The 24,871-nt window shown below is 73.6% G+C and carries 27 protein-coding genes; 10 read left to right on the top strand and 17 right to left on the bottom strand.

Going from position 1 to position 24,871, the window contains the following annotated elements; genetic code table 11:
- Nucleotides 1–106: 106 nt before the first annotated feature.
- From ACN261_RS17215 to ACN261_RS17205, 3 genes are all read right to left on the bottom strand, one after another.
- Nucleotides 107–1,291 (bottom strand): anhydro-N-acetylmuramic acid kinase, encoded by a 1,185-nt coding sequence (locus tag ACN261_RS17215; protein WP_421486374.1) that lies wholly within the window; start codon nucleotides 1,289–1,291, stop codon nucleotides 107–109.
- Nucleotides 1,292–1,304: 13 nt separating this feature from the next.
- A complete protein-coding gene (locus ACN261_RS17210) occupies nucleotides 1,305–2,576 on the bottom strand; it encodes a class I SAM-dependent RNA methyltransferase (RefSeq protein WP_425853614.1) in 1,272 nt (423 codons plus the stop codon).
- A gap of 140 nt (nucleotides 2,577–2,716) precedes the next feature.
- The gene (locus ACN261_RS17205; protein WP_421486372.1) at nucleotides 2,717–4,786 is read right to left on the bottom strand and encodes an APC family permease; all 2,070 of its coding nucleotides are present in this window, start codon (nucleotides 4,784–4,786) and stop codon (nucleotides 2,717–2,719) included.
- A 161-nt stretch (nucleotides 4,787–4,947) separates the two neighbouring features.
- Here ACN261_RS17205 and ACN261_RS17200 point away from each other — a divergent pair, with 161 nt between their 5' ends.
- Both ACN261_RS17200 and ACN261_RS17195 read left to right on the top strand, forming a co-directional pair.
- Nucleotides 4,948–5,613 carry a potassium channel family protein gene (locus ACN261_RS17200; protein ID WP_204923984.1) on the top strand — a complete coding sequence of 222 codons (666 nt, stop codon included), beginning with the start codon at nucleotides 4,948–4,950 and terminating at the stop codon, nucleotides 5,611–5,613.
- Nucleotides 5,614–5,616: 3 nt separating this feature from the next.
- Nucleotides 5,617–6,306, top strand: a complete 690-nt coding sequence (locus tag ACN261_RS17195; RefSeq protein WP_204923983.1) for a potassium channel family protein — start codon at nucleotides 5,617–5,619, stop codon at nucleotides 6,304–6,306.
- A gap of 71 nt (nucleotides 6,307–6,377) precedes the next feature.
- Here the strand turns inward: ACN261_RS17195 and ACN261_RS17190 are convergent, their stop codons facing one another.
- The 4 genes from ACN261_RS17190 to dut form a co-directional block, all read right to left on the bottom strand.
- Nucleotides 6,378–7,061, bottom strand: a complete 684-nt coding sequence (locus ACN261_RS17190; protein WP_204923982.1) for a DUF3159 domain-containing protein — start codon at nucleotides 7,059–7,061, stop codon at nucleotides 6,378–6,380.
- Nucleotides 7,058–7,438: an OB-fold nucleic acid binding domain-containing protein gene (locus ACN261_RS17185; protein WP_088646422.1), complete on the bottom strand. Its 381-nt coding sequence runs from the start codon at nucleotides 7,436–7,438 to the stop codon at nucleotides 7,058–7,060. The genes ACN261_RS17190 and ACN261_RS17185 overlap by 4 nt, the downstream gene beginning before the upstream one ends.
- A 340-nt stretch (nucleotides 7,439–7,778) precedes the next feature.
- On the bottom strand, nucleotides 7,779–8,435 hold the full coding sequence (locus ACN261_RS17180; RefSeq protein ID WP_421486370.1) for a DUF3710 domain-containing protein: 657 nt from the start codon (nucleotides 8,433–8,435) through the stop codon (nucleotides 7,779–7,781).
- Between the two features lie 25 nt (nucleotides 8,436–8,460).
- Complete coding sequence (gene dut, locus ACN261_RS17175; RefSeq protein WP_421486368.1) at nucleotides 8,461–9,033, bottom strand: dUTP diphosphatase; 573 nt, start codon at nucleotides 9,031–9,033, stop codon at nucleotides 8,461–8,463.
- A gap of 42 nt (nucleotides 9,034–9,075) precedes the next feature.
- Between dut and ACN261_RS17170 the strand changes: the two genes are divergently transcribed.
- Entirely contained in the window at nucleotides 9,076–9,576 is a 501-nt protein-coding gene (locus ACN261_RS17170) for a DUF3093 domain-containing protein (RefSeq protein ID WP_421486366.1), read from the top strand.
- Between the two features lie 130 nt (nucleotides 9,577–9,706).
- Here ACN261_RS17170 and ACN261_RS17165 read toward each other — a convergent pair whose 3' ends face one another.
- Together ACN261_RS17165 and ACN261_RS17160 are read right to left on the bottom strand one after the other, a co-directional pair.
- Nucleotides 9,707–10,636: a hypothetical protein gene (locus tag ACN261_RS17165; RefSeq protein WP_421486365.1), complete on the bottom strand. Its 930-nt coding sequence runs from the start codon at nucleotides 10,634–10,636 to the stop codon at nucleotides 9,707–9,709.
- 135 nt (nucleotides 10,637–10,771) lie between these two features.
- Nucleotides 10,772–11,068, bottom strand: coding sequence for a DUF4193 domain-containing protein (locus ACN261_RS17160; RefSeq protein ID WP_067315205.1), 297 nt, complete (start codon nucleotides 11,066–11,068; stop codon nucleotides 10,772–10,774).
- A gap of 433 nt (nucleotides 11,069–11,501) precedes the next feature.
- Between ACN261_RS17160 and ACN261_RS17155 the strand changes: the two genes are divergently transcribed.
- The gene (locus ACN261_RS17155; RefSeq protein WP_363656431.1) at nucleotides 11,502–12,017 is read left to right on the top strand and encodes a LytR C-terminal domain-containing protein; all 516 of its coding nucleotides are present in this window, start codon (nucleotides 11,502–11,504) and stop codon (nucleotides 12,015–12,017) included.
- Between the two features lie 102 nt (nucleotides 12,018–12,119).
- On the opposite strand, the gene ACN261_RS17150 is transcribed toward ACN261_RS17155, so the two are convergent.
- Nucleotides 12,120–12,932: an inositol monophosphatase family protein gene (locus ACN261_RS17150; protein WP_421486363.1), complete on the bottom strand. Its 813-nt coding sequence runs from the start codon at nucleotides 12,930–12,932 to the stop codon at nucleotides 12,120–12,122.
- Nucleotides 12,933–13,381: 449 nt separating this feature from the next.
- Between ACN261_RS17150 and ACN261_RS17145 the strand changes: the two genes are divergently transcribed.
- Together ACN261_RS17145 and ACN261_RS17140 are read left to right on the top strand one after the other, a co-directional pair.
- Complete coding sequence (locus ACN261_RS17145) at nucleotides 13,382–14,989, top strand: RNA polymerase sigma factor (protein ID WP_425851032.1); 1,608 nt, start codon at nucleotides 13,382–13,384, stop codon at nucleotides 14,987–14,989.
- A gap of 248 nt (nucleotides 14,990–15,237) precedes the next feature.
- Nucleotides 15,238–15,471: a DUF7455 domain-containing protein gene (locus ACN261_RS17140; protein WP_088646450.1), complete on the top strand. Its 234-nt coding sequence runs from the start codon at nucleotides 15,238–15,240 to the stop codon at nucleotides 15,469–15,471.
- Between the two features lie 227 nt (nucleotides 15,472–15,698).
- Here ACN261_RS17140 and ACN261_RS17135 read toward each other — a convergent pair whose 3' ends face one another.
- The 3 genes from ACN261_RS17135 to ACN261_RS17125 all read right to left on the bottom strand — a co-directional run bounded on the left by ACN261_RS17135 (nucleotide 15,699) and on the right by ACN261_RS17125 (nucleotide 18,513).
- Nucleotides 15,699–17,432 carry a DEAD/DEAH box helicase gene (locus ACN261_RS17135; RefSeq protein ID WP_088646427.1) on the bottom strand — a complete coding sequence of 578 codons (1,734 nt, stop codon included), beginning with the start codon at nucleotides 17,430–17,432 and terminating at the stop codon, nucleotides 15,699–15,701.
- 164 nt (nucleotides 17,433–17,596) lie between these two features.
- Complete coding sequence (locus tag ACN261_RS17130) at nucleotides 17,597–18,247, bottom strand: trimeric intracellular cation channel family protein (RefSeq protein ID WP_421486360.1); 651 nt, start codon at nucleotides 18,245–18,247, stop codon at nucleotides 17,597–17,599.
- 41 nt (nucleotides 18,248–18,288) lie between these two features.
- Nucleotides 18,289–18,513, bottom strand: coding sequence for a DUF3039 domain-containing protein (locus tag ACN261_RS17125; protein ID WP_176739083.1), 225 nt, complete (start codon nucleotides 18,511–18,513; stop codon nucleotides 18,289–18,291).
- Between the two features lie 84 nt (nucleotides 18,514–18,597).
- Here ACN261_RS17125 and ACN261_RS17120 point away from each other — a divergent pair, with 84 nt between their 5' ends.
- Together ACN261_RS17120 and ACN261_RS17115 are read left to right on the top strand one after the other, a co-directional pair.
- The gene (locus ACN261_RS17120) at nucleotides 18,598–19,524 is read left to right on the top strand and encodes a pseudouridine-5'-phosphate glycosidase (protein ID WP_421486359.1); all 927 of its coding nucleotides are present in this window, start codon (nucleotides 18,598–18,600) and stop codon (nucleotides 19,522–19,524) included.
- Nucleotides 19,521–20,429, top strand: coding sequence for a carbohydrate kinase family protein (locus ACN261_RS17115; protein ID WP_421486358.1), 909 nt, complete (start codon nucleotides 19,521–19,523; stop codon nucleotides 20,427–20,429). Before ACN261_RS17120 ends, ACN261_RS17115 begins: the two co-directional genes overlap by 4 nt.
- 33 nt (nucleotides 20,430–20,462) lie before the next feature.
- Here the strand turns inward: ACN261_RS17115 and ACN261_RS17110 are convergent, their stop codons facing one another.
- A complete protein-coding gene (locus ACN261_RS17110) occupies nucleotides 20,463–20,822 on the bottom strand; it encodes a DUF3099 domain-containing protein (protein WP_194821888.1) in 360 nt (119 codons plus the stop codon).
- 103 nt (nucleotides 20,823–20,925) lie between these two features.
- Here ACN261_RS17110 and ACN261_RS17105 point away from each other — a divergent pair, with 103 nt between their 5' ends.
- On the top strand, nucleotides 20,926–21,213 hold the full coding sequence (locus ACN261_RS17105) for a hypothetical protein (protein ID WP_281899565.1): 288 nt from the start codon (nucleotides 20,926–20,928) through the stop codon (nucleotides 21,211–21,213).
- Nucleotides 21,214–21,227: 14 nt separating this feature from the next.
- The gene (locus ACN261_RS17100) at nucleotides 21,228–21,539 is read left to right on the top strand and encodes a hypothetical protein (RefSeq protein ID WP_302741505.1); all 312 of its coding nucleotides are present in this window, start codon (nucleotides 21,228–21,230) and stop codon (nucleotides 21,537–21,539) included.
- A gap of 9 nt (nucleotides 21,540–21,548) precedes the next feature.
- On the opposite strand, the gene ACN261_RS17095 is transcribed toward ACN261_RS17100, so the two are convergent.
- From ACN261_RS17095 to ACN261_RS17085, 3 genes are all read right to left on the bottom strand, one after another.
- Complete coding sequence (locus ACN261_RS17095) at nucleotides 21,549–22,748, bottom strand: low temperature requirement protein A (protein WP_421486356.1); 1,200 nt, start codon at nucleotides 22,746–22,748, stop codon at nucleotides 21,549–21,551.
- Nucleotides 22,749–22,804: 56 nt separating this feature from the next.
- The gene (locus ACN261_RS17090; protein WP_421486354.1) at nucleotides 22,805–23,380 is read right to left on the bottom strand and encodes an HhH-GPD-type base excision DNA repair protein; all 576 of its coding nucleotides are present in this window, start codon (nucleotides 23,378–23,380) and stop codon (nucleotides 22,805–22,807) included.
- Nucleotides 23,381–23,529: 149 nt separating this feature from the next.
- The gene (locus ACN261_RS17085; protein WP_421486353.1) at nucleotides 23,530–24,753 is read right to left on the bottom strand and encodes a S8 family peptidase; all 1,224 of its coding nucleotides are present in this window, start codon (nucleotides 24,751–24,753) and stop codon (nucleotides 23,530–23,532) included.
- Nucleotides 24,754–24,871 lie beyond the last annotated feature (118 nt).

Below are 24,871 nucleotides of genomic sequence, written 5' to 3'. Positions count from 1 at the left end.
AGTCTATCGGCCGCCGCACACTCCGCAGCCCTGCCGTGGATCACCGCAGGTGGGGGCCCTGATCGGCGGCGCGACGGCCACCGGTGCCGGCCGGGGACGGCCCGGGTCAGCGGAGCACGACCAGCCGGCGGGGCGGTCGCGGCACGGCCACCCCGTACGGCGGGCCGGACGGGGTCCAAGACCCCAGCACGGCGGCCCGCCGCGCGCCGGTCACCGAGGGCACCGCGCCCGGCAGGCCGTGCCAGGACAGCCACCCGAGCAGGGCGAACGCGTACGCCTCCCGGGCCTGGGCGGGCACCCCCAGCTCGTCGGTGGTGCGCAGCGTCCACCGGCCGCCGCCGAGGGCGGACAGCCGACCCCACAGGGCCGGGTTGCGGACCCCGCCCCCGGCGGCCACCAACTCGGTCACCAGGTGTCGGGCGCAGGCGTCGGCGACCGTCCGGGCGGTCAGCTCGGTCAGCGTGGCGAACACGTCGTCGCTGGCGACCGGTTCCCCGAGCGCCGCCAGCCGGTCGTCGAGGTAGCCGGCGTGGAACAGTTCCTTGCCGGTGGACTTGGGCGGTGCCGCCGCGTAGTAGGGCTCGGCGAGCAGCAGCGCCAGCAGCCCGGGGTGCACCCGGCCGGCCGCCGCGCGTACCCCGTCGACGTCGCAGGGCCGGTCGAGGAACCGGCGGGCCGCCGCGTCGAGCAGGGCGTTGGCCGGGCCCACGTCGTAGCCGAGCACCGGGGCGTCCGGCGCGACGACGGTGAGGTTGGCGATGCCGCCCAGGTTGAGCGCCGCCCGAACCCCGCCGACGGGCCGCCCGCCCGGGTCGGCGGCCGGGGCGAGCAGCAGGGCGTCGAAGGCCGGGACCAGCGGCGCGCCCTGCCCGCCGGCGGCGACGTCCGCCGACCGCAGGTCCGACAGCACGGGTACGCCCACCCGGGCGGCGACCCGGGCCGGCGCGCCGAGTTGGAGGGTGCCCCGCACGGTGCCGCCGTCGACCCAGTGGAAGACGGTCTGCCCGGGTGAGACGACCAGGTCGGCCGACCCGCCGGCCAGCTCGACGCCGAGCGCGGCGGCGTCGGCGAACACCGCGCCGAGGGCGTTGTCGAGCCGGCAGACCGCCTCGACCGTGGTCGCCCCCGGCGGCAGCACCGCCTCGATCCGCTCCCGCAGCTCCGCGTCGTAGCCGCACTCCCGGTGCCCGAGCGGGCGCATCCGCAGGGTGTCCCCGGCGGTGCCGAACTCGGCGGCGACCACGTCCACCCCGTCGTACGAGGTGCCCGACATCAGCCCGACGATCCTCATCGGGCCAGGCTAGTCAGCGGACCGGGGGCAGGAACAGGCCGACGAGTTCGACGTGCTGGGTCATCGGGAACAGGTCGTAGCCGCGCAGGGTGGCGAGTCGCCAGCCGGCCCGGCCGAAGGTGCGTACGTCCCGGGCGAAGGCGGCCGGGTCGCAGGCCACGTAGGCGATCGCCCGGGGGGTGGCGGCGATCGTGTCCCGCACCACCGCCGCGCCCGCGCCGGTACGGGGCGGGTCGAGCACCACCAGGTCTACCGGGCCGGTGATCCGGCGGCGGGCCAGCGCGGTCTCCACCCGGGCGGCGACCACCTCGACCCGGGACAGGTCGGCCAGGTTGCGCCGGGCGGCGGCGACCCCCTCGGCGGCGGACTCGACCACGGTGACCCGGGCGTCCGGGCCGACCCGGGCGGCGAGCGCGGCGGCGAACAGGCCGGCCCCGCCGTACAGGTCCCAGACGGATTCGCCGGGCCTCGGGTCGAGCAGGTCGAGGACCGCGTCGACCAGGGTGTCGGCGGCGGCCGGGTGCACCTGCCAGAACCCGCCGGCCGGCACCGTCCAGTCCCGGCCGGCGGCGACCTCCCGTACCGTCGCCGGGGCGTCGCCGGCCACCGGTCCGCCCGGGGCTCCGGGCAGGTCGGTCGTCGCCGGCCCGCCGGGGAGGTCGACCGGGGTGGGCGTCCCGTCGGCGAGGGCGGTGACCACGACGTCGCCGCCGGTGGAGGCGACCGTCGCCACCGCGTCGGCCGCCGGCCAGTTCCGCCCGAGCACCGGCAGCTCCTGGATCGCCGGGTGGGCGATCAGGCAGCGGTCGATCGGCACCACCTCGTGCGAGCGGTGCTTGAGCAGCCCGGCCCGGCCGGTGGCGTCGACCGCGTAACGGACCCGGGACCGCCAGCCCAGCGGGCCGCCGGGCAGCGGCGCGACGGTGACCCGCAGCGCGTCGATCTCGGCGTCGGTGAGCCCGCCGAGCCGGCTGAGCTGCTCGCGCACCACGGCCGTCTTCCAGTCGAGCTGGGCGGCCGGGGCCACGTGTTGCAGGTCGCAGCCGCCGCAGCCGCCCGGCCGGGCGTACGGGCAGGGCGGGGCGACCCGGTCCGGTGACGCCTCGACGATCTCGACGGCGTCGGCACGGGCGAAACCCCGGTGCAGCTCGGTCACCTCGGCGACCACCCGTTCCCCGGGCAGCGCGTGCCGGACGAAGACCACCTGGCCGTCGACCCGGGCCACGCAGTGCCCGCCGGGGGCGACCGCGTCGACTGTCAACTCGACCCGCTCGACCTCCTCCAAGCCGGGCCGCTGCTCCGGTCCGGACCGCCGGCCCTCTCCAGCCCGCTGGTCCTCCCCGGCCGGCCGGTCCGGCCGGGCGGTGCCGCCGGCCGGCGCGGCGTGGTCGGTGGTCGCGGAACGGGCGGGGCCGGGGTGGGCGGTCACTGGCGGTCTCCGGTCGACGGGCCGGGCTCGCCGGGCGGGGCGGTCACCGGCGGTACGGGCGGCGGCAGGGTGCTGCGCGGCGCGACCCGGGGCCCCCGGGCGGGGGTGCGGCTCAGCGTCTCGTCGAGCCGGTCGAGGTTCTTGGTCGCGGTGGACGCCAACTGCCACGGCACACTGGTCACCATCACACCGGGCTCGAAGAGCAGCCGGCCCTTGAGCCGCAGCGCGCTCTGGTTGTGCAGCAGGTTCTCCCACCAGTGGCCCACGACGTACTCGGGGATGAAGACGGTGACCACGTCGCGGGGCGACTCCCGGCGGGTGTTCGCCACGAAGTTCAGGATCGGCCTGGTGATCTCCCGGTACGGCGAGTCGACCACGGTCAGCGGCACCGGCAGTTCCCGCCGCTCCCACTCCTGCTGGAGCTGCCGGGTGTCCTTCTCGTCCACGTTGACGGTGACGGCGGTCAGCGTGTCCGGCCGGGTGGCACGGGCGTACGCGATGGCCCGCAGGGTCGGCTGGTGCAGCTTGCTGACCAGCACGATGGCGTGGTTGCGGGCGGGCAGCACCCCACGTACCTCGGTCGGTTCCAGCTCGGCGGCGATCCGGTCGTAGTGCCGGCGGATGGCCAGCATCAGCACGTAGATCACCGCCATCGCGGCGATGGCGATCCACGCGCCGAGCAGGAACTTGGTGATCAGCACGATGACCAGGACGGTGCCGGTCATCGCCATGCCGAACGCGTTGATCGCCCGGGAGCGGAAGATCCGGCGGCGGGCCTCCGGGTCCCGTTCGTGGCGCAGGTGCCGGTTCCAGTGCCGGATCATCCCGGCCTGGGAGAGCGTGAACGAGACGAAGACGCCGACGATGTAGAGCTGGATCAGCCGGGTCACCTCGGCCTGGAAACCGACGATCAGCACGATCGCGAAGACGGCGAGGAAGACGATGCCGTTGGAGAAGGCCAGCCGGTCGCCCCGGGTGTGCAGCTGCCGGGGCAGGTAGCGGTCCTGGGCGAGGATCGAACCGAGCACCGGGAAACCGTTGAACGCGGTGTTCGCGGCCAGGAAGAGGATCAGCGCGGTCATCCCGGCGACCACGTAGAGCAGCACCGACCCGCCACCGAAGACGGTCTCGCCGAGCTGGGTGGTGACGGTCTTCTGCACGTACCCGTCGGGGCCGGAGAGGATCTGGGTGTTCGGGTCCTCGACGAACTGCAGGCCGGTCAGCCGGGCCAGCCAGATGATGCCGACCAGCATGGCCACCGAGATCGTGCCGAGCAGCAGCAGGGTGGTGGCCGCGTTGCGGCTCTTCGGGGCCTTGAACGCCGGGACCCCGTTGGAGATCGCCTCGACCCCGGTCAGCGCGGCACAGCCGGAGGAGAACGTCCGTAGCAGCAGGAACACCAGCGCGAAGCCGGTGACGCTGTGCTCGGCCTGGATCTCCAGCCCGGCGCTGGGGGCGCGCAGGTCGTCGCCGAGGACGAAGTACCGGACCAGGCCGGTGACGATCATGCCGCCGATGACGATCACGAAGCCGTACGTGGGGATGGCGAACGCGGTGCCGGACTCGCGCAGCCCGCGCAGGTTCATCGCGGTCAGCAGCACCACCGCGCTCACCGCGATCAGCACCTTGTGGGTGGCCACGAAGGGCACCACCGAACCGAGGTTGGCCACCCCGGAGGAGACCGACACGGCGACGGTCAGCACGTAGTCGACCAGCAGGGCGCTGGCCACCCCCAGCCCCGCCCGGGGACCGAGGTTCACGGTGGCCACCTCGTAGTCGCCACCACCCGAGGGGTACGCGTGCACGTTCTGCCGGTAGCTGGCCACCACGGTCAGCATGACCACGACCACCGCGAGGGCGATCCAGGGGGAGAACAGGAACGCCGACGCCCCGGCGATGGAGAGGGTCAGCAGGATCTCGTCCGGGGCGTACGCGACGCTGGACAGCGCGTCGGAGGCGAAGACCGGCAGGGCGATGCGCTTGGGGAGGAGGGTGTGCTGGAGCCGGTCCGACCGGAACGGTCGACCGACGAGGAGTCGCTTCAGCAGCGAGGTGGGACTGGCCACAAGCGCTAAGGGTACGACCACCGGATCGTGGTCGCCGGGGGGTGCCTGATCCCCTTCCCAGGTCCCGGCGCGGTACCGTTCGGTCCCCCGTGGTCGGGGTGGACGTGGCAGGCTCGCAGACGACAGTCGCCGGGAGGCGGGCACACCTTGGGAGGGACACCGTGCACGTCGTGATCATGGGCTGTGGGCGGGTCGGCTCAACGCTGGCCCAGAGCCTGGAGTCCCGGGGGCACTCGGTGGCCGTGATCGACCAGGACGCCGACGCGTTCCGCCGCCTCGGCCCCGACTTCGCCGGGATCACCGTCACCGGCGCCGGCTTCGACGGTGAGGTGCTGCGCCAGGCCGGCATCGAACGGGCGGACGCCTTCGCCGCCGTCTCCAGCGGCGACAACTCCAACATCATCTCGGCCCGGTTGGCCCGCGAGACGTTCGGCGTCTCCCGGGTCGCCGCCCGGATCTACGACCAGCGCCGGGCACAGGTCTACGAGCGGCTCGGCATTCCCACCGTCGCCACCGTCCGCTGGACGGCCGACCGGATGCTGCGCCACCTGGTCCCCGAGGGCAACGTGGAGATCTTCCGGGACCCGACCAGCACCGTGTCGATCATCGAGGTGCCGGTGCACAAGGACTGGATCGGCCGGCCGCTACGCCAGTTGGAGGAGGCGGCCGGGACCCGGGTGGCGTACCTGACCCGCTTCGGCATCGGCATGCTGCCCACCGCCTCCAGCGTCGTGCAGGAGGGTGACCAGCTCTACCTGATGGTCACCGACGACATCGCCGCCCAGGTCACCGCGGTGGCCGCCACGCCGCCCGAAGGAGGGCACTGAGCCATGCGGATCGCCATCGCGGGCGCCGGCAACGTGGGCCGGTCGATCGCCCAGGAGCTGATCGACAACGGCCACCAGGTGATGCTGATCGAGCGGCAGCCCCGGATGCTGCGCCCGGACCGGGTGCCGACCGCCGACTGGGTGCTGGCCGACGCCTGCGAGCTGGCCAGCCTGGAGGAGGCGAACGTCGCGGGCTGCGACGTGGTGGTCGCCGCCACCGGCGACGACAAGGTCAACCTGGTGGTGTCCCTGCTGGCCAAGACCGAGTTCGCGGTGCCCCGGGTGGTGGCCCGGGTCAACCGGGCCGAGAACGAGTGGCTGTTCACCGAGCAGTGGGGCGTCGACGTGGCGGTCAGCAAGCCCCGGGTGATGGCCGCGCTGGTCGAGGAGGCGGTCACCGTCGGCGACCTGGTCCGGCTGATGACGTTCCGGCAGGGCGAGGCGAACCTGGTGGAGATCACCCTGCCGCCGACCGCGCCCTACGTCGGCCAGCCGATCCACGCCGTGCCGCTCCCCCGCGACGCCGCGCTGGTGGCGATCCTGCGCGGCAAACGGGTGCTGGTGCCCAGCCCCGACGATCCCATCGAGGCCGGCGACGAGCTGATCTTCGTGTGCACCGCCCAGGTGGAGGACGAGGTGCGCGGGGTGATCCTCGGCCCGGACAGTGTGGAACGGACGCGCGGCGCGGGCTGACCGTCCCGCCCCGACGGGTGCCGGACGGTCGCGTACCGGCCGGCCGGGCCCGGGTGCCGGCCCTGGAGAGGTCAGCCGCCGGGCAGCGGCTGCGGGGCGGACTCCCGGGTCACCCGGCGTACCACCCAGACCGTGATCAGCAGCAGCAGCGCGTAGGGCGGGTAGCCGAGGGCGAGCCGGGCCACGCCCAGCGCGGTGTCCTGGTGGGCCAGGTAGAGCCCGGCCTGCACCCCGACCTTGGCCAGCCACACGACCCCCCAGAGCACGGTGAGCTGGGTGAAGGTACGCACCAGCCGAGGGTCGTCGCGCCACTCGGAGCGCCCCTTGGCCACCAGCACCGACCAGATCCACCCGACCAGGGGCTGCCGGATCACCGCGGAGAGCAGCAGGGCGATGCCGTAGCCGATGCCGTAGAGGATGCCCGGGAGGTAGAAGTCCCGCTCGTCCCCGGTACGCCAGGCGATGGCCGCGCCGACCGCGATGCCGAACAGCCCGTTGACGGCGTGCCGGACCGGACGGCGCTGGACCAGCCGGACGATCGCGATCAGCACCGCCACCCCGACCGAGGCGATCACCGCCGGCCGCAGCTCGCCGACCACGTTGGCCAGCACGAAGACCACCACGGGGATGCTGGACTCGACCAGCCCGCGCCAGCCGCCGAGCTGGTCGGCCATCTGCTCGGCGAGGCTGGGCAGCCGCTCGTCGTCCGGCGGGGTGGTCTGCGGCTCGGTGGCCGGGGGCTGTCCCGTCGTCACTTCGGCGACTCCAGCTCGTAGTACGGGTTGTAGATGACCTTGCGGTCGTCCCGGACGGCCACCCGGCCCCGGGCGGTCAGGTGCCGGCCCGGCTCGATGCCGGCGATGTGCCGTCGACCCAGCCAGACCAGGGTGACCACGTCGCTGCCGTCGTAGAGGTCCGCCTCCAGGGTGGGCAGGTTGGTCCGGGGCGTGTAGACCACCGTGCGGAGCCGCCCGGCGACCGAGACCACCTGCCCCCGCATGCACTGCCGGGCCAGCACGCCACCGGACTCGGCGCTCTCCCGGCGCAGCTCCTGCGCCTCGATCTCGGCCTCGCTGGCGGTGAACCGGCGCAGGATGCCCCGTAGCGACATCCGGCTCTCGTCGGTCGACATGACCTCCGCGTCACCCTCTCCACGCTGACCGGTCGGCACCGGCGTCACCGGGCCCCGGGTGGGACCGTGCCGCCAGCGTACGCCGATCCGGCCCCGCTGCGTCGTTCCGGTGCGACCACCCCCGGCCGACACCTCCACCGGGACGCCACCGCCGCCGGCCCCGGCCGGGCCGTTACCGCCCGCTCGTGGCCGGGACGCCACCGCAGCCGGTCGGCGGGAAAGTCACTGCCGGCCCGTGGCCGGGACGCGCCGCCGACCTCGGCCGGGCCGCCGGGGGCGGACAGCAGTCCGGGCCGGACCCGGCCACCTCAGGCGGCGGGGTCCGGCCCGGACGGGTCGGTCAGGCCTGGTTCGGGGCGGGCGTCGTCGCGCCGTCGCCGCCCTCGGCCTGGTCGGCCATCTCCCGGGGCAGCCGCAGCGGCAGTGGCTCGCGCACCGGCTTCGCCTCCTGGCCCCGGTCGACCACCAGGCCGTCCAGGCAGGTGGCGAGCGGGCCGGCCGCGGCCGGATCGGTGGCGGCGGCACCCTGGTAGACGCCCCGGACCATCCAGCGCGGGCCGTCGATGCCGACGAAGCGCAGGTCGGTCGGGCCGTCCGGGGTACGCACCCGGGCGTGCAGCTCGACGCCGTACTCACCCCGGGCCTCCTGGGCGGTGGCGCCGTCGGCGATCAGCGACTGCCGGATCTCGTCGCGCACCTCGTCCCAGATGCCCTCGGAGCGGGGGGCGGCGAAGACACCGAGCTGGAGGGCGTTGTCCCCGTGGACGAGCACCACCTGCTGGATGACGCCCTGCGGGTCGGCCTGCACCCGCACCTCGACCCCGGGCACCGCCGGGATGTGCAGGCTGCCCAGGTCGAGCCGCTGCACGTCGTCCGGCGCCTCGGCGACGTCGTACGGGCCACGGGCCGGGCCCGCCGTCTCGTACGCGTCGGGGCCACCGGCCCGCTCGTCACGGGCGTGCCGCCCGTTGTCGGCCCGCTTTCGGGAGAAGATCACTGCGCCCACCCTCCGCTGTTCGCACTCACCCTGCCACCTCTTCCGTCCGTTCGCCGACCCGATCGGTGTCCGCCGCCCGGGTCGGGCCACCGGGCGGGGGCACGAGCCCGGCGTGGCCACCGGTCGACCCGTGTCCGCCGGTCCCCCGTCGGGACCCGGGCAGCACCGCCGCCGGCTGGAAATCGGCCCGCTCCACCCGCTGGACAACGAGTTGCGCGATGCGATCGCCACGGGAGATCTTCGCCGGTGCGTCCCGATCGTGGTTGATCAGGTTGACCAGGATCTCACCCCGGTAGCCGGCGTCGACCGTACCGGGCGCGTTGAGCACCGTCACGCCGAGCCTGGCGGCCAACCCGGAGCGTGGGTGGACCAGGCCGACGTAGCCGTCCGGCAGGGCCAGCGCCACGCCGGTGGGGACCAGGGCCCGGCCGCCGGGCGGCAGCTCGACGTCCGCGGCGGCCACCAGGTCGGCGCCGGCGTCGCCCGGGTGGGCGTACGCGGGCAGCGGCAGCTCCGGATCGAGCTGCCGGACGGGCACGGGTACGACGTGGGTCACGGATCTGCCTCTTCCGTCGGCGTTCACGGGGTGCCCTGCCATCCTGCCGGGTCGACCGGCCGTCGTGTTCCGTACCCTCGAGGTGTGAGCCTGTCGCCTTCCCCGTCGTCGCCGACCCCGCACGTCGCGGCCGTGCCGACGTACTCCGAGCGGCTGGGCCTGCCGTGGTGGTGCTGGGCGGCCGGGGTGGCCCTGGCCGGGTTCGCCGCCGTCGAGCTGTGGATGGGTGCCGGCGGGGTACGCGCCTGGCTGCCCTTCGCGCTGCTGCTGCCGGCCACCCTGGCCGGGTTGTGGTGGCTGGGCCGGGTCCGGGTCGCGGTCGCCGACGGTGAGCTGTGGGTCGACGACGCCCACCTGCCCGTCCGGTACGTCGCCGACGCCGTCCCGCTCGACGCCGGTGGCCGGCGCGAGGTGCTCGGGGTGGGCGCGGACCCGCTGGCCTTCGTGGTGCAGCGGCCCTGGATCGGCGGCGCGGTGCAGGTGGTGCTCGACGATCCGGAGGACCCCACCCCGTTCTGGGTGGTGAGTTCCCGCCGGCCGACCGAGCTGGCGGCCGCCCTGCTGGCCGCCCGCGACGCGGCCTGAGCGACACGGCCTGGGCGACACGGCCTGGGCGACACGGCCTGAGCGACATGGCCTGAGCGAGGCCCGACGCGCCGCCCGGACCGGTCGGCCGGGGTCGGTTCGGGGCGGTTCGAGGTCAGGGCCGGCCGGGTCAGGGCTGGCCGGGGGCAGGCAGGGCGGGTGGCCCGCCGGGCAGCTCCCGGCGCTGTTTGCGCAGGTCGCGGCGGAGCTGGTCGGCCAGGGACCGGGTGGCCCGCCGGTTGAGGTAGCTGGCCACTGCCGCACCGGTGAGGAACGGGCCCAGCGTGGTCAGGTTGCGGCCGAATCGCTTGAGCAGGGTGTCCCGCAGCTCCTTGCGGGCGGCGGTGCCGAGCACCGCGCTCACCCCGACGCCCGGCATCATCGGGTTGATCCCCCGCTGGCTGGCCCAGGACTGGACCAGGGCGATGGTCCGGGGGGTGCCGCCGGTGGGCAGCGGTGCGCCGTAGATCTCGTGCAGCTCACCGATCAGCTTGAGTTCGATCGACACCACGGCCACCGTCTCGGCGGCGAGCAGCACCGGCGCGGACAGCAGGGTCGGGGCGACCGCCCACTCCACCGCTGCGACGCCGCCTCCGGCCGCGCCCACCCCTGCGGTGGCCCGGGTGGCGTTGCGGACCAGCCGGTCGGCGAGCGCCTCGTCGTCCAGGCCGGGGAAGTGCCGCCGCAGCGTCGCCAGGTCGCGGACGGGGATGTGCGGCGCGACGTCGGCGACCGTGTCGGTCATCCAGCGCAGCGCCGCCCTCGGCTTGAACAGGTCGGCGATGCCCCGGCCCCGGGCCTGCCCGACGAGCCGGGTGAGCAGTTGCCGACGGCGGGCGGGCGCGATGTCGTCGGCGGTCAGCGCCGCCACCGTGGCACCCAGCTCGTCGCCGGCCGGGTCGGCGCCGGGCCGGACGGGCGGATCGGTACCAGCCGGATCGGCACCGGCCGGGTCGGTGCCGGTCGGGTCGGTGCCGGTCCGGCCGTCTCCGGGAACGACGACGGGCGGGCCGGCGTCGGACTTCGGACCGTCCGGATCGGACCCGCCGTGCTCGTTCATCCGTCTGCCCCTCCCGTGGTGTCCACCGGTCCGGTGGACGCGCCTACCACGAGTCAAGCAGCAACCCGCCGTACCCGCACGGCGGCTCGGGCAGCGGCGGCCCCGCGAGGAGGCCGCCGCTGGTGTGGTGGGTGCTCAGACGCACTCGCGGCAGATCAGGTCGCCGTTGCGCTCGACCGCCAACTGGCTGCGGTGGTGCACCAGGAAGCAGCGTCCGCACCGGAACTCGTCCTGCTGCATCGGGAGGACCTTCACGGTCAGCTCCTCGTCGGCCAGGTCGGCGCCGGGCAGCTCGAAGCTCTCGGCCACCTCGGCCTCGTCGACGTCCACGGCGCCCGACTGTGAGTCGACCCGCCGGGCCTTGAGCTCTTCCAGGCTGTCCTCGCCGAGGTCGACCTCGTCGCGACGCGGGGCGTCGTAGTCGGTGGCCATCGGTTTCACTCTCCCATATCGATGTTGTCGCTTCCGGTTGTAACGCCGGGCGACGCTGTTTCGGTTCCCACTGGCCGGCCACCAATGTGTGTCGGTCGCCCGACCCGACGGCCTCTGGATCAAGGTCGCCGGGGGCAGGACCCGACGAGCGCGGTACCTTACCCCCTACCGGGCGAGGCATGTATACCGCCCTCGCGGCAGACATGTACGCCCCAGCGGCCCAAGATGTTCCCAATGTGACTCAGGCGACACGAAGATAGGGGTAGTAGTACCCCGTTCCCGGTTGGCGCGCCGGCATGTCGGACTGTTTCCACGCGTCCGCCGGACAACCGTTAACCTCAGCGGCGTACTCGACGGCCGACGGCGCCGCCCGCCGCCGACGTTCGCCGCCACCACCCACTGTCCGGGGAGCACCCAGATGAGCTTTGCGCGAGTGCGAGCACTCGTTGTCGTCGGCCTGCTGGCGGTCGTCGCCCTGGTCATCGTCATCGTCGCCGTGGTCCGCGACACCCAGGGCAGCGGGGCCAACGCCAAGGGCTGCCCCGAGGGCTGGCCGCTGGCCGACCTGTCCCTGCGCACGTACAAGGATGTCAAGATCAACATCCTGAACGGCACCGGCGAGCCGGGCCTGGCCAGCAGCGTGGGCGACGACTTCCGCAACCGGAAGTTCCAGGTCAAGAAGGAGGGCAACGCCGCGCACTTCGACGGCGTCGCGCTGCTGCGGTTCGGCCCCAAGGGGGTCGGCTCGGCGCACCTGCTGCGCGCCTTCTTCCTCAACAACGCCGAACGCGACTACGACCCCAAGCGCCAGGACGACACGGTCGACGTGGTGCTGGGCGACAGCTTCCAGCAGCTGGCCACCACCACCGAGGTCAACCAGTCCCTCGGCGACCTGGGCGCGCCGGTCGCCCCCGAGGGCTCCTGCCCGATGCCGGTGGAGGACAAGTAACCGGCCCCGCCGGTCCCCGGCGACCGACCGACCCCACCGCCGTTCCCCGCCGTCCGGCTGCCTCGCCATGTTCCGGCAGCCGGATGGCGGCCGGCCCGGTGTTCAGGGGCCGCCGGAGGCGTCCAGCGCGGCCAGTCGGGTGTGCAGCGGCGTGAACAGCGCCGGTGGGGCCGCGATGACCAGGTCGGGGCCGGCCGGGCGGCCGTTCAGGCCGGTCACCCGCAGTCCGGCCTCCGCGGCGACCAGCCCGCCCGCGGCCAGGTCCCAGGCGGCCAGCCCCTTCTCGTAGTAGGCGTCGACCCGCCCCTCGGCGGCCAGGCACAGGTCCAGCGCCGCCGCCCCCATCCGCCGGATGTCCCGCACGTCCCCGATCAACTCGGCGACCACCCTGGCCTGATGCCGGCGACGGCCGGCGTCGTAGCCGAATCCGGTGGCGACCAGCGCCTGTCCCAGCTCCGTCTCCGCTGAACAGCGCAGCCGCCGGCCGTCGCGCCAGGCCCCACCACCGGCGGTGGCGGTCCACTCCTCGCCGGTCACGACGTTGCGCACCACTCCGGCGACCACCCGGCCGGCAACCTCGGCGGCGAGCGAGACCGCGCAGTACGGCAGCCCGTACAGGTAGTTCACCGTGCCGTCGATCGGGTCGACGATCCAGCGCACGCCGTCCGCGCCGGCCTCCACACCGCCGTACTCCTCGCCGTACACCACGTCGGCCGGACGGGCCGCACGCAGGGCTGCCACCACCTGCCGTTCCACCGCCCGGTCGGCCGCGGTGACGACGTCGGTGGCGGTGCTCTTGGTCGCCGCGACCGAGACCCCCTCGGCCCGCATCCGGGCCGCCGTGCCGGCCGCCTCCCGGGCCACCTCGACGGCGATCCCGAGCAGTTCCCGCGCGGTGGGCGTCGAACCCGTCATCGAACCCTGCCCCCTTCGCGGCCGCCGGGCGCGCACCGGGCGTACCGGTCGGGAGCCGACCGCGTCCCGCCCCGCCGTCCGGCGCGGCGCGTGCCCCGCCGCGCGTCGTCGATCTCGTCCGGACAGCATAGGCAGGCGCCGTCGCGGCCGGGCGCACCCGGTGCGACAGGCGGTTTCCGGCATCGACCGACCGACCGGCGGGGCGGGTCGATAAGATGGCCGCAAAGTCGACATCCGTGCCGAACCGGCGGTACAGACGGCCGGTTGCCGTGCGCCGCAGGATGATCGCGCCAACCGGGGTTACAATTCACCCTGCCCACGCGCCACGGACCACCGCCGCACAGCCGGCCCGGGACACGGGGGCCACTCAACGACGTCGACGGCGCGGCATGCCACGCTGCGCCGGACGACTCCGGCCGTGCTCGCTCTTCGCCTCCGGAAGGTCATTCGTGACAGAACCCCGCCAGCCCGGCGCCGACGTTCGCTCGCTCACCGACACCCTGATCGCCCACGCCCAGAGCGCCGGTGGTCAGTTGACGTCGGCCCAGCTCGCGCGCACCGTCGAGTCCGCCGAGGTGACCCCGGCCCAGGCCAAGAAGATCCTGCGGGCGCTCTCCGAGGCGGGCGTCACCGTGGTGGTCGACGGCTCCGCCAGCACCCGTCCCCGCCGGGTGGCCGCCGCCCGGTCGGCCACACCGGCCTCGCGGGCCACCACCGCCAAGACCACCAAGAAGGCCGTCGCGCCGGCCCCGAAGCAGGCACCCGCCGCCGAGGAGACCACCGCGCCCGCCCCCCGCAAGGCGGCCCCGCGTAAGGCGGCCACCACCGCCGGGGTGGCCGCGAAGGCCGCCACGCCGGCCGCCAAGGCGACGAAGTCGACCCGTGCCACCAAGGCGACGGTGGCCGCCGCCGGGGCCGGCAAGGTCGCCACGAAGGCCAAGGGCGAGGGCGCCGAGGGCGAGATCGATCCCGAGCAGCTGGCCGCGGAGATCGAGGACGTGGTGGTGGAGGAGCCGGCCGAGTTGGCCCGGGCCGCCGAGACCGACGCCGCCGCCTCCGCCACCGACAACGACTTCGAGTGGGACGACGAGGAGTCCGAGGCGCTCAAGCAGGCCCGTCGGGACGCCGAGCTCACCGCCTCCGCCGACTCGGTCCGGGCGTACCTCAAGCAGATCGGCAAGGTTCCGCTGCTCAACGCCGAGCAGGAGGTCGAGCTGGCCAAGCGGATCGAGGCCGGGCTCTACGCCGCCGAGCGGCTGCGTGCCGCCGACGACGGCGAGGAGAAGCTGACCCGCGACATGCAGCGTGACCTGCTCTGGATCTCCCGGGACGGCGAGCGCGCCAAGAACCACCTGCTGGAGGCGAACCTCCGGCTGGTCGTCTCGCTGGCCAAGCGGTACACCGGGCGGGGGATGGCCTTCCTCGACCTCATCCAGGAGGGCAACCTCGGCCTGATCCGTGCCGTCGAGAAGTTCGACTACACCAAGGGCTACAAGTTCTCCACGTACGCCACCTGGTGGATCCGGCAGGCGATCACCCGGGCGATGGCCGACCAGGCCCGCACGATCCGCATCCCGGTGCACATGGTCGAGGTGATCAACAAGCTCGGCCGCATCCAGCGCGAGCTGCTCCAGGACCTGGGCCGCGAGCCCACCCCGGAGGAGCTGGCCAAGGAGATGGACATCACACCCGAGAAGGTGCTGGAGATCCAGCAGTACGCTCGGGAGCCGATCTCGCTCGACCAGACCATCGGTGACGAGGGCGACAGCCAGCTCGGTGACTTCATCGAGGACTCGGAGGCCGTGGTCGCGGTCGACGCCGTCTCGTTCTCCCTGCTGCAGGACCAGCTCCAGCAGGTCCTGCAGACGCTCTCCGAGCGGGAGGCGGGGGTGGTCCGGCTGCGTTTCGGCCTGACCGACGGCCAGCCGCGCACCCTCGACGAGATCGGCCAGGTCTACGGGGTGACCCGGGAGCGGATCCGGCAGATCGAGTCCAAGACGATGTCCAAGCTCAGGCACCCGTCGCGCTCCCAGGTCCTCCGGGACTACCTGGACTGAGCCGGTCACGTCAACCCGTCGTGTCGGTTTGATCACCAGGCGTAGAACACGCGATGGTGACCCGTCCAATACGTGTTTGTGATCGTTGACGTGGCACCCTGGGTGCACGGCACACTGTCCTTCCCGCCAGGTGTGACCTCGGTCCCCCGCGGGCACACTGGGAAGGCGGGGCCCGGTAAGGGTGTTGCACGATGAGTGAGCAACGACCGAAGAGAGTGTTCATCGGTGACGACCAGAGGAGGAAGGCGATGACCCCGACCCTCACGCCGCCGCCCGAAACGGTGGCTCCCCCAGCCGCCGATGAACGGTGCGACCGCTGCAATGCTGCCGGCAAGCTCCGTATCACTCTGGCGGGTGGGAGCGAGTTGGTGTTCTGTGGGCACCACGCGAACAAGTACGCCGAGGATCTCGTGAAGATCACGGTGAAGTTCGCGACGGACCCCGAGTTCAGCTGGCGAGGCGCCGATCTGATGGCGAACTGACCCGAAACCCCTACGACGACGCAGCCGGGCGGAGGCACCCACAGGGTGCCTCCGCCCGGCCGTTCCCGGCTGTACCCCCCCCTCCCGCCCGGAATCCACCGCCACCGGCCCGGTGATCAAGAGGTTCGCGTCACCATCACACCGGTTTCCGACGCGAACCTCTTGATCACCGGGAAGAACGGGGGCCGAGGCGGGGCCGGGCAGAACGGGAGGGGAACGGGGGGGCGTCAGAGGGTCTGGACGGTGGCTATGCGTTCTTCGAGCTGTTCGATGGTCGCCTGGGCGCTGGGCGGGCCACCGCAGAGTCGGCGCAGCTCGGCGTGGATCTTGCCGTGGGGCAGGCCGGTGCGGTGGTGCCGGGCGGCCACCAGAGCGTTCAGCTGACGCCGGAGCGCCACCCGACGCTGGGCGGCACTCAGAGGTACGGCGGGCGCGGCCGGAGCCGCAGCGGCCGGCTCAGCGGCCTGGACGGCCGTCCGACGCCGCTGCGCGGCGAGCTGGTCGGCCTGCCGTTTGGTCAACAGCAGCGACACCTGGTCGGCGGTGAGCAGACCGGGCAGCCCCAGGTACTCCTCCTCCTCCGGCGTGCCGGCCTGGGCGGCGGTGCCGAAGGACGCCCCGTCGAAGATCACCTGGTCCAGTTCGGCGGTCGCGGACAACGCGGTGAACCGCTTCTCCAGCTCGCCGCTGGCCTGCTCGTCGCGTTGGGCCCGCTCCAGCAGGTCGTCGTCGAAGCCCTCGCGGTCCTTGGGCTTGCCGAGCACGTGGTCCCGCTCGGCCTCCATCTCGCTGGCCAGGCCGAGCAGGTGCGGCACGCTCGGCACGAACACCGAGGCGGTCTCGCCGGGGCGGCGGGCCCGGACGAACCGGCCGATGGCCTGCGCGAAGTACAGCGGGGTGCTGGCGCTGGTGGCGTACACCCCGACCGCCAGCCGGGGGATGTCGACGCCCTCGGAGACCATCCGGACCGCCACCAGCCACCGCTGCTCGGACGCCGCGAACGTCGCGATCCGCGCGGACGCGCCCTGGTCGTCGGAGAGGACCACGGTGGCCTTCTCCCCGGTGACCTGTTCGATCAGCTTCGCGTACGAGCGGGCGTTCTGCTGGTCGCTGGCGATGATCAGGCCACCGGCGTCGGCCATCCCGGCGTTGCGCAGCACGGTCAGCCGGGCGTCGGCCGCCCGCAGCACCTGCGGCATCCAGTCCCCGGCCGGGTCCAGCGCGGTCCGCCAGGCCTGGGCGATCAGGTCCTGGGTCATCGGCTCGCCGAGCCGCGCCGCCAACTCGTCCCCGGCGTTGGTGCGCCAGCGGGTCTCCCCCGAGTACGCCAGGAACAGCACCGGGCGTACGACGCCGTCGCGCAGCGCGTCGGAGTAGCCGTAGACCGAGTCGGCGCGGGAGCGCAGCAGCCCGTCGCCGCCGCGCTCGTAGGTGACGAACGGGATCGGGTTGTCGTCGGAGCGGAACGGCGTCCCGGTGAGCATCAGCCGGCGTACCGCGGGTTCGAAGGCGTTCTTGACCCCGTCGCCCCAGGAGCGGGAGTCCCCGGCGTGGTGGATCTCGTCGAGGATGACCAGGGTGCGGCGGGTCATGGTGCGCCGCCGGTGCACCTGCGGGGCCATCCCGACCTGGGCGTAGGTGACGACCGCGCCGTGGAAGTCGGCGGCGGAGTGCAGGTCGGCGTTGCGGAACGCGGAGTCGAGCTGGATGCCGACCCGGGCGGCGGCCTGCGCCCACTGGGTCTTCAGGTGCTCGGTCGGGGCGACCACGGTGACCGCCTCGACGGTGCCGTCGACCAGCAGCTCGGCGGCGATCCGCAGGGCGAAGGTGGTCTTGCCGGCGCCGGGGGTGGCGACGGCGGTGAAGTCTTCGGTACGACGGCGCAGGTACTCCACCATCGCCTTGCGCTGCCAGGCGCGCAGGGGCGGGAACGTCTCCAACGCCGGCAACCGGGGTGCCACCCGAGGCTCCTCTCCGACCGCACGAGGCGGATCCGGGCCGAGGGCCACGGTACCGCCGCCCATGAAAACGCCTCCGCGCAGAGCATGCCGCGAAGGCCGGCCCAGCATAACCAGCCGGGCCCGGCAACCCCAGCCGACACCACGCCGACCGGTCCCGCCGCCGGTCAGCGGGGTGGACGACCGAGGCCGGTCTCCGGCGGACGCATCGTCGGCACCGGTGCCGACCACCGTCGCCGCAGCGCCACCAGACGCAGCACGAAGACCAGCAGCGCCGCGGCGGTCAGCCCGCCCGCCCCGGCGTACCCCAGCGCCGACAGCAGCACCACCATGATCGATCCGGCGAGCGCGGCGACGGCGTAGATCTCCCGGCGCAGCACCACCGGGATCTCGGCGGTGAGCAGGTCCCGGCCCAGCCCGCCGCCGATCGCGGTGAGCATGCCGATCACCACCGCGCCGACCGCCGGCACCCGGGCGTCGAGCGCCTTGAGCGTGCCGGTGACGGTGAACAGGCCGAGCCCGGCGGCGTCGAGCACCAGCACGGTGGTGCGCAGCCGGGCGAGCTGCGGGTGCAGCCAGAACACGGCGCTGGCGGTGACCGCGGCGGTGGCGGCGTAGCGCCAGTCGGCGAAGGCGAGCGGCGGGACCTCGTCGATGACCAGGTCACGGAAGATCCCACCGCCCAGCGCGGCGACGAACCCGACGAAGACGACGCCGAACAGGTCGAGCCGCTTCGCCACCGCCGCCGAGGCACCGGAGGCGGCGAAGACGGCCACCCCGGTCAGGTCGGCCAGGAGCAGGGCGGTGGAGGTGGTCACACCGCCGAAGGTTACGGGGGCGGTCCGGCGGACCGCCCGGATCACTCGCGGTACGAGTCGTAGATCTCCTTGCACTTCGGGCAGACCGGCGAGCCGGGCTTGGCGGCCTTGGTCACCGGGAACGTCTCGCCGCAGAGCGCCACCACGTAGGTGCCCATCACGGCACTCTCGGCGATCTTCTCTTTGCGCACGTAATGGAACATCTCGGGACCCGTGTCGGCGTCCTTCAACTCCGGACGCTCAAGAACCTCGGTACTCACAGTCACACCTCCAACTGCACAAGTTTGGCAGGTCGGCCGGGTCCGGTCCACCGCAGCCCACCCCGACGGCGGCCAGTTACGGTAGCTGACGTGACCACCTTTCACATCCGGCCCGGTACCGAGGTCGCCGAAGCCCTGCGTGACGGCCGTCCCGTCGTCGCCCTGGAGAGCACGATCGTCTCGCACGGTCTGCCCCGACCGGACAACCTGCGGGTCGCCCGGCAGATCGAGCAGACGGTACGCGACGCCGGGGCCGTTCCCGCCACCATCGGCATGGTCGGCGGCGAACTCGTCGTCGGCCTCGACGACGCCGAGCTGACCCGGCTCGCCACCGTCGACGGTGTGGCGAAGCTCTCCGTCCGCGACCTCGCCGTGGCCGCCGCCACCGGCGCCGACGGGGCCACCACCGTGGCCGCCACCAGCGCGGTGGCCGCCGCCGTCGGGATCGGCGTCTTCGCCACCGGCGGCCTGGGCGGGGTGCACCGGGAGGCGGCGCAGACCTTCGACGAGTCGGCCGACCTGGTCACCCTGGCCCGTACCCCGATCACGGTGGTCTGCGCCGGGGTCAAGTCGATCCTCGACGTCGGGGCGACCCTGGAGCGGCTGGAGACCCTCGGCGTCGGGGTGGTCGGCTACCGCACCCGGCGTTTCCCCGGCTTCTACCTGACCGAGTCCGGGTTCGACCTGGACTGGTCGGTGGACTCCCCCGAGCAGGTCGCCGCGGTGCTCGCCGCCCGCGAGCAGCACGGGGTGCACGGCGGCGGCCTGATCGTGGCCAACCCGCTCCCGGTCGACGAGCAGCTCGACCCGGCGCTGCACGACCGCACCCTCGCCGAGGGCCTGGCCCGGTTGGGCCGCGAGGGCGTCACCGGCAAGGCGGTCACTCCGTTCCTGCTGGCCCACTTCCACTCGGCGACCGAGGGCGCCAGCCTGGCGGTCAACGTCCGGATCATCCTGCGCAACGCCGACCTGGCCGCCCGGATCGCGGTCGCGGCGGCCGGACGCGCCGCCGCATGACCGCTCCCGGTCGGATCGTGGTGGTCGGCGACCTGATCACCGACGTGGTCGCCGTGCTGGCCGGAGCGCTGGCCACCGGCTCGGACACCCCGGCGACCATCAAGGTCACCGGCGGCGGGCAGGCGGCCAACACCGCCGCCTGGATCGCCGCCCAGCGCGCGCCGGTGACGCTGGTCGGGGCGGTCGGCGACGACAGCGCCGGCCGGGACCGGGTGGCCGAGCTGGAGCGGGCGGGGGTGGACTGCGCGGTCGAGGTGCACCCGCAGGCCACCACCGGAACGGTGATCGTGCTGGCCACCGCCGACGAGCGGACCATGGTCACCGAGCGGGGGGCGAACCTGCGGCTGACCGCCGACCACGTGGACCGGGCCCTGGCGGCGCTACCCGACGCCGCCCATCTGCACCTGTCCGCGTACTGCCTGCTGGATGCCGGGTCGCGACCGGCCGGACTCCGCGCGTTGGCCGCCGCCCGCGAGCACGGGCTGACCACCAGCGTCGACGCCGCCTCCGCCGCGCCGCTGCGGCGCATCGGCGCGGCGGCCTTCCTGTCCTGGGTACGCGACGTCGACCTGCTGCTGGTCAACGCGGACGAGGCGGGGGTGCTGGCCGGCGGGCTGGATCCGGCGGCCCAGGCGCGGGCTTTGTCGGCGGCGGCCCGGCGGGTGGTGGTCAAGCGGGGCGGGGCGGGCGCGATCTGGGTGGACCGGCGGGCCACCGTCGGGGTGACGCCGTCGCTGCGGGTCGCCGTGGTGGACGTCACCGGGGCCGGGGACGCCTTCGCGGCCGGCCTGCTCACCGCCTGGACCACCGGCGCGACCCCGAGGGCCGCGTTGACCAGGGCCGCCGACCTGGGCGCCCTGGCGGTCTCGATGGTGGGTGCCCGGCCGGAGGCGACCGGCGGGTAACGGTGCCGGCCACGCCCGCACCGGCCGGCCCCGTCAGGGTTCGGCGTCGATGATCCGGTGCGGGCGTTCCTCGGCGGTGAGGCTCATCGGCGGGGTCTCGTCGCGGTGCCGGGGCTGGAACCTGGTGGCCAGCCGGTGTTCCTCCTTGGGCGGGCGGTCGTTGGCGAGCAGCACCGCCAGCCAGGGGATGAGGATCATGCCCAGCGCCACCAGGGGCAGCCAGAGCCAGAGCAGCGGGGCCTTCGTGCCGACCAGGACCGCTCCGGCGATCACGCAGGCCACCCGGATGCCCATCATCAGCACGTACCGCTTCTGTCGGCTGGTGAGCTGGTCGTCCTGGCTGCGCGAGGCGTCGGTGATCAGAATCGGCTGGTACGCCTGACGCTTCACCATGGACCTCCTGAGGGGATTACCCACCATCCTGTCACCGCACCACCTTGATCAGCGAAAATCGACGCATACCGGGATCGTGTTACGTGCGTGGTACGCTCCGGCGGTGGGCAGCCGGTTCAGCTTCACCGAGGAGGCGTTGGCCAACCTGCGGGTCTACGACGTCACCCCCGGGGAAGTCTGGGAGGCGTTGCACAGCACCCGCCGGGTGATCCGGCACCTCGGCGAGGACCTGACGGTCGTCTACGCGGCGAGCGGTCGCGGCCGACGGCTGGCCGTCCTGCTCGCCGAGGCCGACGGCACCGACCACGACTGGGACGTCCTCTCCGCCCGCGACCTGAGCGACGTCGAGGCCAAGCGCTACGACGAGACCGTGCGGAGAACGCGCCGATAGAGGAGGCGACGGCGATGAACCGTGACGAGGCCATCAAGCGATTCCACGGCGGCGACGACACGTTCGCCGAGCTGATCGACGACAGTCAGCCGGTGGAACTGCCCGCCCCCGACACCGACGTGCCGATGGTCAGCCGTTCGGTACGCCTGCCGATGGACACCTACGAGCGGGTCCGGGCGGCGGCCGAGGCGCGGGGCATCGGCGTCACCACCCTGATGCGGCAGTGGATCGAGGCCGGCCTGGCCGACCTGGACGACTCGGCCACCGTCTCGCTCGCCGACGTACGCCGGGCGCTCGCCTCGCTGTCCCGCCCCACCGCCGCCTGACCGGCCCGTTCACAGGGCCGGGCGGGGCCGCTCCGGTGGCCGCCCGTACGCCCGGCGGAAATCCGCGACCGTGACCGCCGCGAGCACGGTCGCGGTCGCGGCGAGCGCCACAACGCTGACCGTCAGGGTCACCAGGGGCGTCAGCACGGCCAGGACGAGCACCGCGACGATCCGGGAGCGGGACACCCGCCCGAACACCTCGTGCTCGAAGCGGGCGCGGGCGAGCAGGAAGACCGCCGGCCCACCCGTCAGGAAGACCGCCCAGGCCAACTCGGTCCGCTCGTACGGGTGCACGATCGCCAACTCGTAGCCGACCGCCGTGGTCAGCACTCCGGCGACGATCGCCAGATGGGTCCAGCTCATCGACTCCCCCAGCCGGCCGGGCGCACGGGCCACCCGGATCGCCTCGGCGAGCAGGTGACCCGCCCGGTGGAAGTAGATCCGCCAGAACAGCACGGTGGTGACGAAGGAGAGCAGGAACGCCCCGGAACTGGCCGTGGAGAAACTGTGCCCGCTGAACGCCAACCCGATGACGAGAATGTTCTCCCCGAGGGCGATCAGGAAGAACTGCTGGTGCCGCTCGGCCAGGTGCTCCCCCAGCACCGCCCAGGTGGAGGCGCGGGTCGCCCCCAGTCGGGGCACCGGCCAGCCGACCATCAACCCGGCGTAGTCGACGACGACGGCCACCGACCAGCAGGCCAGCCGCCACACCCCGGGCAGCACCGCCCCGAGCACCCAGGGCACGGCGCTGACCACCGCCCAGGCCGCGACCCGCACCGTGACCAGCCGGCGGGGGTGGCCGCGCAACGCCAGGGTGAGGAAGAGCGGCCGGCCCACCTGCACCGCCACGAACGCGAGGGCGAAGGCCGGCGCGCGGGTGTCGAACGCACGCGGGGTGGCGACCGCCATCACCATGCAGCCCAGCATCGCGTAGACCACCACGAACTGGATCTCCGGCCGTTCCGGCTCGTACCGGCTGGTGACCCAGGCGGTGAACGTCCAGACCGCCCAGAAGGCCAGGAAGATCACCAGGGTCTGGACGATCTCGACGGGCAGGTCCTCCCCGGCCGCACCCAGGTCGTCGATGATCCGCTGGGAGACCCGGGTCAGGGCGAAGACGAAGACCAGGTCGAAGAAGAGTTCGAGGAAGGTCGCCCGGGGCGAACTCCCCCCGCCGCGCAGCAGCGCCGCCCCCCGCTCGTCCGCCATCGTCCACCCGTCGCCGCTGTCGCGGATCTCAACGAGCCGGCCCGGCTCCGGTTGCGTCAGCCCCTGTCCGCCCTCGCCGCCGCCTTCACCTGCTGCTTGTACTCGCGCACCCGGCGCAGCGACTCCGCGTCCGTGACGTCGGCGACCGAGCGGAAGGTGTCGGGGTCGCCGTACCCGCCGGCGGCCTCCCGCCAGCCGTCGGGACGCACGTCGTACCGCTTGCCGAGCAGGGCGACGAAGATCTGCGCCTTCTGGGTGCCGAAGCCGGGCAGGTCGGCGATGCGGCGCAGCAGTTCCCGCCCGTCGGTGACGTCCGCCCAGAGCCGGCCGGCGTCACCGGCGTACCGGTCGACCAGGACCCGGCACAGCTCCTGCACCCGGCCGGCCATCGCCTTCGGGAACCGGTGCAGCGCGGGCGGCCGGGCGAAGACCTCGACCAGTTCCTGCGGATCGTAGCCGGCCAACTCCCGGGCGTCCGGGTCGTGGCCCAGCCGCTGGGCCAGCACGTACGGCGAGGAGAACGCCTTCTCCATCGGCACCTGTTGGTCGAGCAGCATCCCGGTCAGCAGGGCCAGCGGGCTGCGCTCCAGCAGCCGGTTGGCCTCACCGTCGATGGGCAGCGAGAGCGTCATGCCCCCATCCTGCCCGCCCCGGCCGCCCGGCCGGCCGACATCCGCCTCCGGCCCGCCGCGCCGGGCCCGTCCCGACGCGAAGCGGCCCGGTGGACACGGCGCGGCCCGGTGGACACAGGTGTCCACCGGGCCGTCGGTGCCGTGGGGCGTCAGTTCACGACGTAGAGCAGCCGGTTCGGCGAACCCGAGCCGGGGCTGGTCACCACGTTGGGGGTGGCGCTGCTGGTCAGGGAGCTGGCGACCTGCGCCGGGGTGTACGAGGGGTTGGCCGACAGGACCAGGGCGGCGGCGCCGGCGACGTGCGGGGACGCCATCGAGGTGCCACTGATCGAGTTGGTGGCGCTGTCGTTGGTGTTCCACGACGAGGTGATGTTCGAGCCCGGCGCGAACAGGTCGACGCAGGAGCCGTAGTTGGAGTAGGAGGCCCGCGCGTCGGTGTTGGTGGTGGCGCCGACCGTGATGGCCGAGGCGACCCGCGACGGCGAGGAGTTGCAGGCGTTGGCGTTGGAGTTGCCGGCCGCCAGGGCGTACGTGACGCCCGAGCTGATCGAGCTGGCCACCGCGTTGTCGAGGGTGGTGCTGACCCCGCCGCCGAGGCTCATGTTGGCCACCGCCGGCTTGACCGCGTTGGCGGTCACCCAGTTGACGCCGCTGATCACACCGGTGGTGCTGCCGCTGCCCCGGCAGTTGAGCACCTTCACCGCGATCAGCCGGACGCCCTTGGCCACGCCGTACTTGGTGCCGCCGACGGTGCCGGCGACGTGCGTGCCGTGGCCGTTGCAGTCGGTGTTGTTGGAGTCGACCGTGTTGGTGCCCCAGGTGGCCCGGCCGCCGAAGTCGGTGTGGGTGGTCCGGATGCCGGTGTCGATGATGTACGCCCGCACGTTGGTGGCCGTGTTCGGGTAGGTGTAGCTGGAGTTCAGCGGCAGGTTGCGCTGGTCGATCCGGTCCAGGCCCCAGGAGGGCGGGTTGGTCTGGGTCGCCTGGACGGTCATCACCCGGTCCTGCTCGACGTACGCCACCGACGGGTCGGCGGCGAGCCGACGGGCCTGGCTGGCGCTCATCTTCGCGCTGAACCCGGTGAGCGCGGCGCTGTAGACGTCGGCGACGTTGCCGCCGTACCGCTTGGTGAGGCTGGCGGCCCGGTCCGGCACGGCGGTCCGGGCGGCGCGGCTGTTGGCGGCGCCGACGGCCTCGCCCTTCAGCACGACCAGGTAGCTGCCGCTGATCGCGTCCGGGGCGGAGGCGTAGCGGATCTGGCCGGTGGGGGCGGCGAGGGCGGGGGCGCCCGCGGCGACGGAGAGGGCCGCGGCGGCGGCCGCGACGGCGACCGCGCGGAGCGCGTGACGCCGGGGGACGGACACGTCGGACATCGTCTGAACTCCCTACCGGGTACGACCGGACAGACGGGGGCCGTCCGAACGTCCCATCGACGGATGTTGGAGGGAATGTTAACGAGACATCGACGTACGTAACAGAGATAACGGCCAG

Source organism: Micromonospora sp. WMMD723 (assembly GCF_049863385.1).
Taxonomy (GTDB): Bacteria; Actinomycetota; Actinomycetes; order Mycobacteriales; family Micromonosporaceae; genus Micromonospora; species Micromonospora wenchangensis.
The sequence above is the reverse complement of the archived record's forward strand: the minus strand, read 5'-3'. Positions and strand labels throughout refer to the sequence as shown.